Here is a 14,914-nt window from a genome sequence, read left to right as displayed (position 1 = left end):
AAAATACAAAAATGAACAAACAGGAACGGGTAACATTTGTTATAAATACGTTAAAAGAATTGTATCCAACTATTCCAATTCCTTTGGATCATAAAGACCCTTATACCTTATTAATAGCAGTATTACTATCTGCACAATGCACAGATGTTAGGGTGAATCAAATTACCCCTCTGTTATTTGCTAAAGCAGATAATCCTTACGACATGGTCAAACTGTCTGTAGACGAAATTAAAGAAATCATTCGTCCTTGTGGATTATCTCCCATGAAATCAAAAGGAATTTATGGTTTATCACAAATTCTAATTGAAAAACACAACGGGCAAGTTCCTCAAAGCTTTGAAGCCTTGGAAGAACTACCAGCAGTGGGTCATAAAACTGCTAGTGTTGTAATGTCTCAAGCCTTTGGTGTTCCAGCTTTTCCGGTAGATACACACATCCATCGTTTAATGTATCGCTGGAACCTAACCAACGGTAAAAATGTGGTACAAACTGAAAAAGATGCCAAACGCATTTTCCCAGAGGAATTATGGAATGAATTGCATTTGCAAATCATTTGGTATGGCCGCGAATATTCGCCTGCACGTGGATGGGATTTAGAAAAAGATATCATCACAAAAACAATAGGAAGAAAATCCATTTTAGACGATTACTTTAAAAAATAAATAGTTAAATCATAAAAAACCACCTTCATTAATACATTAACAAAGGTGGTTTAACAACTAACAATGAATTTTTAATTAGCGATAAGTTCAAAAGTAGCTTGCTCAATTTTGACTACTTTCAACGCTTTTGAATAGTTCAACAAAAAAGAAACAACTTCTTTCTTTGGTTTCATTTTTGGAGCAACAAATGATTTTTTAGAGTAGATTTTTGCCATAGTTTACATTTACAATTTAGACTACAACGACAAAAACCACAAAATATTGTTTAGTTCGTCAAAATAATTTGGTGTTTCTCAATTACTTTTCTCAAATTCAATAAAGCATATCGCATTCTACCTAAAGCCGTATTGATACTTACCCCTGTTGCTTCTGAGACTTCTTTAAAACTCATATCTTGGTACAAGCGCATCATTACTACTTCTTTTTGATCATCTGGTAGTTCTTCTATCAACTTACGTAAATCTTTTGCCACTTGATCTGAAATCAATTTATTTTCTATTGTAAGTGTATCATCTGTCATAATAGAAAAGATAGAAAACTCTTCTGTTTCTCTGTACAAAGGCATTTTTTTGTTTTTACGAAAATAGTCTACAATCAAATTATGAGCAATTCGCATTACCCAAGGCAAGAATTTACCTTCTTCATTATACGCATTGGATTTCAAAGTGCGAATTACTTTGATAAACGTATCTTGAAAAATATCGTCTGCAAGATCTCTATCTCCAATTTTGGAATAGATAAAACCGAAAATTTTGGATTGGTGTCTTTTGATAAGAGTTGCTAAAGCAGCTTCATTGCCCGCAATATAATCATTTACTAATGTAGCATCATCAATAGGAGGAATAGCCATAATATACCTTTTAGAGGGTTTGTAATTTTAAATAATGTTCTAAAAAGTAATTTTGTTAAATAGGCTTTGTTTTTATGTGATGATTATACGTACAAATTTAACTTAATTTTATTGGAATATGCAAACAAAAAAGAAACAATCTCAAAGTATCAGACCATTTTATACGTAAATATGTAATGAATTGAAGTACTAATTTGGATATCTTAGAGTAGCAATTCTCAGTTGAAAATTGATTACTTTTGTGAAAATTATTTTTTTTATGTCAATTGACCTTTCTACACTAGACCCAAAGAAAAACATCATCATTAAAGGCGCTCAAGTACATAATTTAAAAAATGTAGACGTTGCCATTCCAAGGAACAAACTGGTAGTAATTACCGGTCTTTCGGGTTCTGGAAAATCGAGTTTGGCTTTTGATACTTTATATGCTGAAGGTCAGCGTCGCTATGTAGAAAGTTTATCGTCTTATGCGCGCCAGTTCTTAGGTCGTTTAGACAAACCCAAAGTAGAATACATCAAAGGAATTGCACCTGCTATTGCTATTGAACAAAAAGTCAATACAACCAATGCACGTTCAACCGTTGGAACCTCAACAGAAATTTACGATTATATCAAATTGTTATATGCCCGTGTAGGACGTACTTTTTCTCCTATTTCAGGTCAAGAAGTTAAAAAAAATACCGTAACCGATGTTGTTTCTGATGTAAAAAAATTAGAGCTGGACAGCAAATGGCTCCTCCTCGCTCCTATTCATTTGGAAAAAGGGCGAAAACTAGAAGACAAACTGAACGTCTTGTTGCAACAAGGTTTTGCTCGAATTCTAATCGACGGCGAAATGGTTCGGTTGGACGATTTACCAAAAAATTTGACTAAGAAAGAAATCTTTCTGATTGTTGATCGAATCGTTGTCAAAGCCGAAGAAGAATTTTATAATCGTTTGGCCGATGCTGTTCAAACAGCATTTTTTGAAGGAAAAGGGATTTGCTATTTGCAAGAATTAAACTCAGAGAAACGTTTTTCGTATTCCAATAATTTTGAGCTAGACGGGATTTCTTTTTTAGAACCCAATGTGCATTTATTCAGCTTTAATAATCCCTATGGGGCTTGTCCCGTTTGCGAAGGCTACGGCAATATCATTGGAATTGACGCCGAATTGGTGGTGCCAAATACCAGCTTATCCGTTTTTGAAAATACTATTTTTCCTTGGCGAGGCGAAAGTATGAGTTGGTATAGAGATGAATTGGTTAAAAATGCCTACAAATTTGACTTCCCTATTCACAAACCTTTTTTCGAGCTTACCGAAGAACAAAAAGAAGTAATTTGGACAGGAAATCAATATTTTCAAGGGTTAAATGACTTTTTTAAAGAATTAGAAGAGAAAAACTATAAGATTCAAAACCGTGTGATGTTGTCTCGCTACCGAGGCAAAACTAAATGCAACTCCTGTAAAGGAAAACGTTTACGAAATGAGGCTTCTTATGTAAAAATAAATGGCAAGACCGTTTCGGATTTGGTAGATTTACCTATTCGTAACCTAGTTGAATTCTTCAAAAACATTGAACTTAACGAGTACGAAAAACAAATCGCTAAACGACTACTAATTGAGATCAACAACCGTTTGTCTTTCTTAACCCAAGTGGGGCTAGATTACCTAACTCTAAATCGAAATTCGGCTACACTTTCCGGAGGCGAATCGCAACGCATCAACTTGGCGACTTCTTTAGGAAGTAGTTTAGTAGGTTCTATGTATATTTTGGACGAACCGAGTATTGGCTTACATCCAAAAGACACTGAACGCTTAATTAAAGTTTTATTGTCTTTACGAGATTTAGGCAATACCGTAATTGTAGTAGAGCATGACGAAGATATTATGAAAGCTGCCGATATGATTATCGATATTGGTCCTGAGGCTGGAACCCATGGTGGAAATTTAGTTGCTCAAGGCACGTATAATGAAATTCAACAATCGGATTCATTAACTTCTCAATATTTGAATGGTAATTTGGAAATTTCAGTTCCTAAAAAACGTAGACCTTTCAAAAATCAAATCGAAATCAAGGGAGCAAGAGAAAACAATTTGCAAAACATTGACGTTAGCTTTCCGCTTGACGTTCTAACTGTAATTACAGGGGTTTCTGGAAGTGGTAAAAGTACTTTGGTAAAAAAGATTTTATTTCCTGCTATGCAAAAAAAACTTGATAATGCGGGAGAAAAAGCAGGGCAGTTTACTGAAATGACCGGCTCATTTTCGCACATCAAACACATTGAATATGTAGACCAAAATCCTATTGGAAGAAGTTCGCGTTCCAATCCTGTTACCTATATCAAGGCTTATGATGATATTCGAGATTTGTATGCCAAAGAAAAGTTATCTAAAGTGAGAGGATATCAAGCCAAGCACTTCTCTTTTAACGTAGATGGTGGACGTTGTGATAGTTGCAAAGGAGAAGGAACCATTAATGTTGAAATGGTTTTTATGGCCGATGTGCAACTGCATTGCGAAACCTGTAACGGAAAACGTTTCAAAAAAGAGGTTTTAGAAGTTAGTTTTGAAGGCAAGAATATCAATGATGTTTTGAATATGACCATTGATGATGCTATCGCCTTTTTTGCTGAACATAAACAAACTAAAATAACTCAAAAATTACAACCCCTTCAGGATGTGGGATTGGGTTATGTACAATTAGGCCAATCGTCTTCTACTCTTTCTGGCGGAGAGGCACAACGTATCAAATTAGCTTCTTTTTTAGTCAAGGGAGCTACTAAAGACAAGGCGCTTTTTGTTTTTGACGAACCTACAACAGGATTGCATTTTCACGATATCAAGAAGCTGTTAGCTTCCTTCGATGCGTTAATCGAAAAAGGCCATTCCATCATTGTCATAGAACACAATCTGGACCTCATCAAATGTGCCGATTGGATTATTGATTTAGGCCCTGAAGGTGGTGAAAATGGAGGACAATTATTGGCTTCAGGTACACCTGAAGAAGTAGTGAAAATGAAAAAATCAATTACTGCCAGCTATTTAAAAGAAAAACTATAAATCGAATTATTGATAACATGTTTCCTCAAATGTTTTGCCGTCTTCATCTATTGCAATGAGTATTCTTTTTTCTTTACCATATACAAAGGTCATATATAGCCAACCTACAGACCATACTCCAAGGGTTAGGCAAAATACAATAAAGTTGAGTGTATGATTAATTCCTCTTGGTTCTCTAGATAAAATAGCAAACGGTAACTTATCGTTTTTTTCTTTTACAATAAAGCCTGCACGTATTTTAGCACTGATTCTATTATAAAAATCTTGTAGGTTTTTTTCAGAAGTATTTGGGATGTTTTGCATAGGGCTTTGAATTATCTTTACTACAATGACAAAAATAAAGACATTAAAGTGATTGAACAATCCCTATATTTAGTGATATTTCATATTAATAAAAAACTACTACCTAAACACTCTATTAGTAAAACCTTCTAGAATCCTATTAATTTCAACTGAAACATTCAATCTATAGTTCAAATACAAATATAAAATCGTTACTAATACAGATTTTAAAACAATTCCAATTATAGGGTGAAAAGGAAATTGCCAAAAATAAAACATAACAAATAGTAAAACCGTAATAGCAATAGAATATAAATTTTGAATCGTAAATGGATATAAATGCATTCTTTTTACCACAAACATCAATTTTGCCAAACTATACAAGGTAATTGACAATAATGTTGCAAATGCAGATCCGGTTATACCATACAAAGGAATAAAAATCATATTCAGCACTATGGTAAAGAAGACTAACATTAACCCCAAAAACAACACCATTCTATAATACTTAGAATTAAAAATAATTGCATTATTATTCCCTAAAATCAAATCAAAGTATTTTGAAAGGCCAATCATAAAAACAATCCAAATTCCACCTGAATATTCTTTTGGAAGCATTTCGTACAATTGATTAATATTAACAAAAATGCATAACATTACAAAACCACCAACTACCTGTAAATTAACGGATGTTTTTTTATACAACTCATTCAATTCATCATGCTTATTTTCATGCATTAGCTTTGCTGTAATAGGATACACAATTTGGTGCATGGCACGACTTGGGACGGATATTACCAAAGCAATATAGGTAGCCACAGAATAATAGGCTATATTCCCAATATCCATATATTGATTCAACATTATTTTATCCCCATCCAAAAGTAAATTGGCTACACTACCAGATAAAATAATATAAAATGTGTACTCTAAAATGGCTTTAACATTGTGAGGAATTGAGAACTGAAAAACAGGTTTTTTTATTCTAAAAGCATATAGCATCGTTAGTAGAAATGCTATAAAATATATTCCCGCAGTTAGATAAATAAAATCTACAACTGTAATCCAATGATAATAAATCCCAACTAGAGCAATTAACGAAAAAAGGCGTAAACCAACTTCTTTCATAAAATTACCAAATACAGAATGCATATGAACCCTAGCCCAAGCATAAAAAATCTCAAAATAGGCCATACAAATCCCAATAAATGGAATTAAATAAATGAATTCTTTTACGATTGGATTTTTCTTAGTGATAAAAAAACTAATATCATCATAGAAAAATAAACCAATTAAAACCAACGGAATACTTAATAAAAGAGGAAAGACTACTGTAAATGACAAAAATTGATTTTCTTCTTTTTCTGTTTTACATTGAGAATAAAACTTAACCAAAGTATTTTGCATACCAATAGCAAACAAAGGCATGATTACGTTGGCACAAGACAAAATATAATTTGACAATCCGTAATAGGTCTTTCCTAAAATAGGCGGAAATAAAAAAATCGTACTAATTCCTCCGATACCAAAACCAATATACGTAATAATTGTATTTTTTAAAGATTGATTTAAAACGATTCCCATATTGGTTTGCTATTATTTACTGATCAAATCGACCAATTGTTTGGTTAAATTTTTTCGAGAATACTGCTGAAGTCCTACTCCATTCGATTGTAATTTACCTTCCAAAAATTGAATATAATACTCTCGAATCGTTTGTTTTAGTTTCACTTTTTCAGAATATTCAAAAAATACTCCCGTATTAGTATTGGTAATTATCTCAGCAAAATCAGAGTCTTTAGGACCAATTGCTATAATAGGTCGTTCTGAAACCATGTATTCAAACAATTTACCTGGTAAAATACTTTTAGTCTCTTCTGAATTGATTTCAATTAACAATAAAACTTGTGATTTACGTTGGTGAGCCACCGCATCAACATGTGAAACATACCCTAAATTATTCAAATACAGATTCAAGCCAAATTGACCAATTGTTTCCAATACCTCTTGACTTACCGCGCCTATTAATTTGATTTCTAAATGCGATTTAAAATCTGGAATTTCTTGAAGTAATTCTTTCAAACTTTCCCATAAAATCTTAGGGTTTCTTTCAGATAAGAATGAACCAATGTGTGCCAAACTAAACTTAGAATCCGACGTCTGTTTTTCAACTTTTTCAACATCAAAACCATTGGTAATCACTTCGATCGGTTTAGACGTAATTGCTTGAAATTCAGATTTAGTAGTTTTACTTGTTACAATAATCGTATCGGCTGAATTTAGTACTTGATACTCTAATTGTTTATGCTTCTTTGCTGCATAATGAGACAATCGTAACGATTTATGGTAGCCAATAGTAGTCCATGGATCTCTAAAGTCGGCCAACCATTTTAAATCTAATTTCTGTTTTAATTCCAAACCAATTAAATGCAAACTATGCGGTGGTCCAGAGGTAACTATTGTATCAATTTTATTCTCCCGAATGTATTTCTCCAAATAAGCAACAGAAGGTTTTACCCAAAAAACACGTGCATCAGGAATAAACAAATTGCCGCGCACCCAAAGCATTACTTTCTCTAAAAAAGATTGTTTTTTCTGATTCGGAATAATTCCAGAACTGATTTTCTTCGTCTTATTTTTGGATAAAAAAGAAGCCAATTGGTACGGTTCAAAAATTGGATTTTTTAAAATAATCGCCTTATCCGAAATTTCATTTTCCAGTTGTACGTCAACAATTGGATAGGTTGGATTTTCAGGTACATACACAATAGGTTGTACATCAAAATCCGGCAAATATTTCACAAACTTCAACCAACGCTGCACCCCTGGCCCTCCTGCCGGTGGCCAATAATAGGTGATGATTAAAAGTTTTTTGGGGATTTTATTTGACATTGTGCTGAATTTCGGTACTTTTTTTTCTTTCCAAATAAATTCCACCCATCAAAAGCAATAGTATTCCAATAGAACTTACCAATGTAATAGTACTTCCTGTTTGCACTACTTGTGGTTCAAATTTAAATTCTACAGTGTGTTTTCCTGCAGGAATTGGCAAGGCTCTCAAGACATAATCGGCTTGGATATATTCCACTTTCTTACCGTCGATATAGGCATTCCAACCGTTTTTATAATACATTTCAGAAAACACTGCTAAGCCTTCATTTGTATTTACCGATGTATATTTCAAATCATTGGGTTGATACGAATCCAATGTGATAGTAGCCGAACTGTCTTTGGCGAAAGCCGTCTTTTTAATTTCAAACTCTTTGGCATTAACTACCGCTACATTTTTAGAATCGAATTGATCTAAAGCTTTCATCTCTTCGTCAGCAGAATGAACTAATTTCAACTGAATCACAAACCATGCATTTCCATTCGCCTCTGGATTGGCAATCGGAAATTCTTTTCCGTCTTTATCGGTTTGAATCAGATATTTTACATTCAAAAAGTTTAAGGTTTCCAAATTATTTTTAGCAATTTGGTAGTCAAACAATTGTTGCATTCTTCTCGGCTTAGCTGCATGGTAACCACCAATCGATTTATGGAAGAATGAAGCTCTTGCACTGGATAAATTACCATTAATTTCAAAAACTCGGTAATTGCTAGTGTCTTTTAAAATTTGTAAATCCACTGGAGTCGCTTGAAAAGGCACTTCCACTTCTCTTTTGCTCACAAAATCTTTTTCCGAAACGTATTTTTTATCGACTAAAAACAAGTCAAAAATCATTACTAAACCAATAACAATAATGGTTGTTTGTTGTGCCAATTTATTTTTGACAAACAACCATAAGGCACCCGCTACAAGAAGAATAAAGAAAGTAGAACGCAATAAATCAGCGCTATACATAGTTTTTCTATCTGCTTTTAAAGCATCTACAAAACCAGGCCCATAGCTCTTTAAGAAATACTCATCTCCACTCCCCGAAAAGTTAAACATGCCTTTGGCAAAAAACAAGATAACCATAACTCCTACTCCAAAAATAGTCGTTTGTAACAGTCCTTTTTTTTGTTGGTCTTGATCCAATTGGAAAAAAGATTGCAATCCCATCACTGCTAAAACAGGAAAACACAATTCTAAAATGACTTGAATTGAAGAAACGGCTCTAAACTTATCATACAATGGAATATAATCAATGAAGAAATTAGTTACTGCTGGGAAGTTTTTACCCCAAGAAAGTACCAAAGCAAACATCGCTCCTCCAAAAAAAACATATTTAATTTTTCGATTGTCTATAAACAACGCTAAGAAAGCTAAAAAGAAAACTACTGCTCCAATATAAGCAGGTGCTGCCACAATAGGTTGGTCTCCCCAATACGTCGGCATTCCTTTTACATAATCTTGCGCTTGAACAGCAGGAACACCTTGACTAATCATAAACTGATACATACTGCTATCGGTTCCTAAAGTTTCATTATTAGAACCTCCAAAAAGTCGTGGTGCCACCAAATTGAAACTTTCAGCAATTCCATAACTGTATTCTGTAATGTAATCACGAGACAAAGCACTATTTTCGGTCACCTTAGAACCATCGGCATTGAAGGTCAATTCGCTTTTTCCTCTTGTACTGAATTTGGTATATTCAGTAGTGGCTAACAAATTGGTTGCATTGGCACCAATAGCAAAAACCCCAGCAATGGCAAGCACTCCAAAAGCGCGTCCTAAACCTTTAAAATCTTTTTCTTTAATGAATTGAAACGTAAAATAACCTACTAAAACCAATAAGAAAATCAACAAATAATAGGTCATTTGAAAGTGATTGGCATTAATTTCTAAAGCCGTAGCAAACAAAGTGAGTAAACCTCCCCAAACATATTTTTTTTGAAAAACCAATAAAAAACCAGCAATTACGAGTGGCATATAGGCAATAGCGTGGGCTTTGGCATTATGTCCAACACCGAGAATTATTATCAAATAAGTGGAAAATCCAAATGCAATAGCGCCAAAGAAAGCCTTTAGAGGATCGATTTTAAGCACCAATAATAGGCCATAAAAACCTAAGAAATACAAAAACAAATAATCGGCTGGTCGAGGTAAAAAACGTAATACGTCATCCAAAGCACCGATATAATCATGAGGGTACTTAGCTCCTAATTGATAGGTTGGCATTCCGCCAAAAGCAGCATTCGTCCAATACGGCTCAATATGAGTAGCAGCTCTAAAATCATTTTGTTCTTTTGCCATTCCGGTATATAGTGCAATATCGGATTGGAAGATTTGTTTTCTTTGTAAAACAGGATAAAAGTAAATCAGCGAAACAAGTACAAAACCAATAACTGCAAGTACATGAGGATAAAATGAATTTAGTTTTTTCAATGTGAAAAGTTTAGTTAGAATATGATAAAATGGGGTTTGAGAGCAATTTAATCTATTTCTTCGTAATCCACATAATCACCCACTTTTTTGGTTTCACGAGGATTTTTAGATTTAGTTTCTTTGTAAATTATCTCGTCATTATTAGACGCTCTTTTCCAAGTTGATTCTTGCGCATATTGCTGTTGTTGCTGAAAATTTTCACCTGCTTTTTCTACTGCTTTTTTTACTAAAATTGGCAAAAATATGCGTGCTAAAAATTTAAAAACATAATAGAACATCATGATATAAAATATCGTTCTAATCAAATTAGAAAAAGAAGCTTCTTGCATAATCAAATATTTTTTTCAAAAATAATAAATTCATCCCGAAACTTAAGGACAAAATAAAAATATCATTCTTAAATAAATGATAAAATATAGTACATTTGGGAAGCGTTATTACTTTTAAATTCAACAGAGATAATTATGTTTACAGTAAAGTCCTTCGTAACCTTAGCCTTTATGCTAATTCCGCTACTGAATTTTGCGCAATACACTGACCAAATTAATTCTAATAGACCTGGCGAAACGATGTCGGCTTTTGCGGTAGGAAAATCCGTAATTCAATTAGAAACTGGAGCTTATGGTATCACTCAAAAACACCATTTACTCAATTACGTGACTAATGGTTACGGAATTGACGCTACTTTGCGCTACGGAATGTTTATGGAAAAATTGGAGTTAATTGCCGACATTCAATACCAGAGCCAAGTGTATGAAGTCTTGTACATAAAAGAGAATCAAAAAGCGTTAAAACAAACTATTTTAGGTGCCAAATACTTGCTTTACGATCCATTTAAAAATCACGAAAAGAAAATAAACGTGTACAGTTGGAATGCCAACAAAAAATTCAGCTGGCGCCAATTAATTCCTGCTGTTTCTGTTTTTGCAGGTGCCAATTTCACTTCTGCTAACAATCCGTATCATTTTTCTCCCAACGCGAGTATTTCGCCAAAAGTCATTTTGATTACACAAAATCATTTGGGAGATGGAACATGGGTATTGATAACCAATACTATTGCCGATTATATTGGAACAGAATATCCTAGTTATGGCTATGCACTAACTTTAACCAAAGGATTTAACGACAAATGGTCTGGTTTTGTAGAAAACCAAGGTTACAAAAGTGATTTTTATAGCGATGCTATTGTGAGAACTGGTGCCGCTTATTTACTCACAGACGATCTTCAAATTGACGCTTCGGCAAGTGTTAGTCTAAAAAATACGCCTTCTATTTTCTATGGAGGACTTGGATTTTCATGGCGTTATGATGCTAATTATAAAGAAGTACGAATGCCTATTGAAGATCCCAATATTTTAAAAGTACAAAAAAGAGCCAAAAAAGGCACCAAGAAAAAGAAATTCCTGATTTTTTAGACTATATACGATGATTCAAATTAAAGAAGCGGTTACCAAAAGTGAATTGACCGACTATATTAAATTCCCTTTTTCCTTATACAAAGACAACCAATATTGGGTGCCTCCCATTATTGCCGATGAATTAGAGACCTTTGACAAGACTAAAAATCCAGCTTTTGAAAATGCAGAGGCCTATTTTTATCTAGCCTATCGCGACAATCAAATTGTAGGTCGAATTACCGCCATTATCAACTGGGAAGAAGTCAATAACCAACAAAAGAAGAAAGTTCGTTTTGGTTGGTTTGATGTAATTGACGATGTCGAAGTAACCAAAGCCTTGTTAGAAAAAGTCTATGAATTAGGTCGGAAAAACAATTTAGAGTACGTTGAAGGACCAATGGGATTCTCTAATTTGGACAAAGTGGGAGTGCTTACTGAAGGTTTTGAAGAAATTGGCACCATGATTACTTGGTACAATCATCCATATTATGCAACACATTTTGAACAATTGGGCTATGTAACCGAAAAAGAATATTTGGAAAACAAATTCCCTTTTGCAAACGTAAAATTAGAACATTTTGACAAAGCGCAAGAGCTTATTAAAAGGCGTTACCAACTCCGTCCAATCAATTTCAAAAAGACGAAAGAGGTACTACCTTATGTAGATAAAATGTTTGATTTATTCAATGCCTCTTATGCTAGTTTATCTTCATTTGTTGCCATTTCTGATGTTCAAAAAGAATATTTCAAGAAAAAATACATCAGCTTTATCAATCCGGAATACATCAAGTTTGTGGAGGACAAAGACGGCAATTTAGTTGCTTTTGCCATCGTGATGCCTAGTTTTTCCAAAGCATTACAAAAAGCAAAAGGAAAGTTATTCCCTTTTGGATTTTTGCACTTACTCAATGCAAGAAACAATAGCAAGGACGTTACTTTTTATCTTATTGGAGTACATCCTGAATACCAAAACAAAGGAGTTCATGCTATTATTTTCAAAGAATACCACACCACTTTTATGGAAAAAGGCATAGAAAACTGCATTAGAACTCCTGAATTAGCCGACAATCATGCGATTCATTTACTTTGGAAAAACTTTGATCCCAAAATTATTTGTCGTAGAAAAACGTTTCGAAAAGAATTGTAAAAAACACAACCATAAAAAAATCCATTCAAATGAATGGATTTTTTTATAAATTTCAGTTTCTTAATTACGAAACGTCAACTGTAGTTTGCTCAGCAATTTGTTTGTAGGTTCCGTTTACTAATTTTTCACGAATCGCTTCAAAAGCCGCTAATGTTTCGTCAATATCAGCCAAAGTATGTGACGCAGTTGGAATCATACGCAATAAAATAATTCCTTTTGGAATTACCGGATACACCACAATCGACAAGAAAATTCCGTAATTCTCTCTCAAATCATTCACCATAATCATCGCTTCTGGAATAGAACCTTCAAGATATACAGGAGTGATACACGTATTAGTATCACCAATATTGAATCCTCTTTCTTTTAAACCGTTTTGTAACGCATTCACGTTTACCCACAACTTATCTTTAATCTCAGACGATTGACGTAATAATTCCAAACGCTTCAATGATCCAATAGTTTGAATCATTGGCAACGCTTTAGCAAACATTTGCGAGCGCAAATTGTATTTTAAATAATCAATTACATCCTTATCTGCTGCTACAAAAGCACCAATATTAGCCATTGATTTAGCAAATGTCGAGAAGTACACATCAATTTCATCTTGAACACCTTGCTCCTCACCTGCTCCAGCTCCTGTTTTTCCAAGGGTTCCAAAACCATGTGCATCATCCACTAACAAACGGAAATTGTATTTTTTCTTCATTTCTACCACTTCCTTCAACTTTCCTTGTTGCCCACGCATTCCAAAAACACCTTCGGTAATGAACAAAATTCCACCTCCAGTTTCTTCAGCTAATTTTGTGGCACGTTGTAAGTTTTTCTCCATACTCTCCACATCATTATGACGATACGTAAAACGTTTTCCCATGTGTAAACGTACCCCATCAATAATACAAGCATGTGCATCAACATCATAAACAATCACGTCATTTTTTGTCACCAAAGCATCAATTATAGACACCATTCCTTGGTAACCAAAATTCAATAAATACGCTGATTCTTTCATTACAAAGGCAGCTAATTCTTGTTCTAATTGTTCGTGGTACTTGGTATGACCACTCATCATACGAGCTCCCATAGGGTAAGCTGCTCCGTATTGAATTGCTGCTTCAGTATCCGCTTTACGAACTTCTGGATGATTGGCTAAACCTAAATAATCATTCAAACTCCAATTTAAAATATCTTTTCCTTGAAATTTCATTCTTGGTCCTAACTCTCCTTCCAATTTTGGAAAAACAAAATATCCTTCTGCTTGAGATGCCCATTTCCCTAATGGTCCTTTATTAGTTTGAATTCTTTCGAATAAATCTTTTACCATAATATATTTTGAAATATTATTTATTTTTTAACAGGTCACAAAAATAATTATTTAAAATTTATAAAAGAATTGAATAACTATTTATTTTCAGGAGCTTATTCCAGCTATCCGTTACAATCTTGCTCTAATCGTGGTAAAACCACTCATTATAGCAAGGATTTTCACTTCTATCTGGGCTAGAGATTCCGGTTCAAAACTCATTTCAACTAATAATTACTCTTATAAAATCAATACCTTTGACTTTTAATTAATAAATAAATCACATGCAACTCGTTTTCGCTTCCAACAATAAAAATAAAATCAAAGAAATTCAATTACTCGTTCCCGCATCCATTCAAATTTTAAGTTTGGAAGACATTGGTTGTACCGAAGATATTGCTGAAACAGCAGATACTATTGAAGGAAATGCCATTTTAAAAGCCAATTATGTAACTGAGAAATACGGCTACGATTGCTTTGCAGATGATTCAGGTCTTGAAGTAGACGCTTTGAATGGCGAACCCGGCGTTTTTTCGGCACGATATGCCGGCGAACCTAAAAACGACGAAAACAATATTGCCAAACTATTAACTAACTTAAAGGACGTTAAAAATAAAAAAGCCAATTTCAAAACCGTAATTTGTTTGAACAGTAAAGGAAAACAACATTTATTTACAGGTATCATCAACGGGCAAATTATCGAAGAACGCATTGGTACAAACGGTTTTGGCTACGACCCAATTTTCGTTGCAGATGGATATGAAAAAACTTTTGCCGAGTTATCATTAGAAGAAAAATCAAACATTAGCCACCGAGGAATAGCTGTTAAAAAATTGATCGATTTTCTTAAATAAAAAACTACTTTTCACTCCATTTTATTGTCGAATTAACCACTTTCTACAACATTATAACTAAAAAC

General features: G+C 33.7%; 13 protein-coding genes. 5 read left to right on the top strand and 8 right to left on the bottom strand.

The window, feature by feature from the left end; all coding sequences use genetic code 11:
• Positions 1 to 11 precede the first annotated feature (11 nt).
• The gene (locus MG292_RS06135; RefSeq protein WP_264533595.1) at positions 12 to 662 is read left to right on the top strand and encodes an endonuclease III domain-containing protein; all 651 of its coding nucleotides are present in this window, start codon (positions 12 to 14) and stop codon (positions 660 to 662) included.
• Between the two features lie 71 nt (positions 663 to 733).
• On the opposite strand, the gene MG292_RS06130 is transcribed toward MG292_RS06135, so the two are convergent.
• Positions 734 to 877, bottom strand: a complete 144-nt coding sequence (locus MG292_RS06130; RefSeq protein ID WP_264533596.1) for a hypothetical protein — start codon at positions 875 to 877, stop codon at positions 734 to 736.
• A 50-nt stretch (positions 878 to 927) separates the two neighbouring features.
• Entirely contained in the window at positions 928 to 1,512 is a 585-nt protein-coding gene (locus MG292_RS06125) for an RNA polymerase sigma factor (RefSeq protein WP_264533597.1), read from the bottom strand.
• 259 nt (positions 1,513 to 1,771) lie between these two features.
• Between MG292_RS06125 and uvrA the strand changes: the two genes are divergently transcribed.
• The gene (uvrA, locus tag MG292_RS06120; protein WP_264533598.1) at positions 1,772 to 4,555 is read left to right on the top strand and encodes an excinuclease ABC subunit UvrA; all 2,784 of its coding nucleotides are present in this window, start codon (positions 1,772 to 1,774) and stop codon (positions 4,553 to 4,555) included.
• 6 nt (positions 4,556 to 4,561) lie between these two features.
• Here the strand turns inward: uvrA and MG292_RS06115 are convergent, their stop codons facing one another.
• The 5 genes from MG292_RS06115 to MG292_RS06095 all read right to left on the bottom strand — a co-directional run bounded on the left by MG292_RS06115 (position 4,562) and on the right by MG292_RS06095 (position 10,477).
• Positions 4,562 to 4,858 carry a hypothetical protein gene (locus MG292_RS06115; protein ID WP_264533599.1) on the bottom strand — a complete coding sequence of 99 codons (297 nt, stop codon included), beginning with the start codon at positions 4,856 to 4,858 and terminating at the stop codon, positions 4,562 to 4,564.
• Between the two features lie 99 nt (positions 4,859 to 4,957).
• A complete protein-coding gene (locus MG292_RS06110; protein ID WP_264533600.1) occupies positions 4,958 to 6,421 on the bottom strand; it encodes an oligosaccharide flippase family protein in 1,464 nt (487 codons plus the stop codon).
• Between the two features lie 12 nt (positions 6,422 to 6,433).
• Entirely contained in the window at positions 6,434 to 7,729 is a 1,296-nt protein-coding gene (locus tag MG292_RS06105; protein WP_264533601.1) for a glycosyltransferase family 4 protein, read from the bottom strand.
• Positions 7,719 to 10,148 (bottom strand): YfhO family protein, encoded by a 2,430-nt coding sequence (locus MG292_RS06100; RefSeq protein ID WP_264533602.1) that lies wholly within the window; start codon positions 10,146 to 10,148, stop codon positions 7,719 to 7,721. The genes MG292_RS06105 and MG292_RS06100 overlap by 11 nt, the downstream gene beginning before the upstream one ends.
• A gap of 47 nt (positions 10,149 to 10,195) precedes the next feature.
• Positions 10,196 to 10,477 carry a DUF4834 family protein gene (locus tag MG292_RS06095; RefSeq protein ID WP_264533603.1) on the bottom strand — a complete coding sequence of 94 codons (282 nt, stop codon included), beginning with the start codon at positions 10,475 to 10,477 and terminating at the stop codon, positions 10,196 to 10,198.
• Positions 10,478 to 10,612: 135 nt separating this feature from the next.
• Here MG292_RS06095 and MG292_RS06090 point away from each other — a divergent pair, with 135 nt between their 5' ends.
• Together MG292_RS06090 and MG292_RS06085 are read left to right on the top strand one after the other, a co-directional pair.
• Positions 10,613 to 11,563, top strand: coding sequence for a transporter (locus MG292_RS06090; RefSeq protein ID WP_264533604.1), 951 nt, complete (start codon positions 10,613 to 10,615; stop codon positions 11,561 to 11,563).
• A 10-nt stretch (positions 11,564 to 11,573) separates the two neighbouring features.
• Entirely contained in the window at positions 11,574 to 12,692 is a 1,119-nt protein-coding gene (locus MG292_RS06085; protein WP_264533605.1) for a GTP cyclohydrolase, read from the top strand.
• A 64-nt stretch (positions 12,693 to 12,756) separates the two neighbouring features.
• On the opposite strand, the gene capB is transcribed toward MG292_RS06085, so the two are convergent.
• A complete protein-coding gene (capB, locus tag MG292_RS06080) occupies positions 12,757 to 14,016 on the bottom strand; it encodes a cysteate-C-fatty acyltransferase (RefSeq protein WP_264533606.1) in 1,260 nt (419 codons plus the stop codon).
• Between the two features lie 263 nt (positions 14,017 to 14,279).
• Here capB and MG292_RS06075 point away from each other — a divergent pair, with 263 nt between their 5' ends.
• Positions 14,280 to 14,849, top strand: coding sequence for a non-canonical purine NTP diphosphatase (locus tag MG292_RS06075; protein ID WP_264533607.1), 570 nt, complete (start codon positions 14,280 to 14,282; stop codon positions 14,847 to 14,849).
• Positions 14,850 to 14,914: the final 65 nt, after the last annotated feature.

Source organism: Flavobacterium keumense, from assembly GCF_029866485.1.
GTDB classification, from domain to species: Bacteria; Bacteroidota; Bacteroidia; order Flavobacteriales; family Flavobacteriaceae; genus Flavobacterium; species Flavobacterium keumense.
Note: the sequence above shows the minus strand (reverse complement) of the source record. Positions and strands in the feature narration are given on the sequence as shown.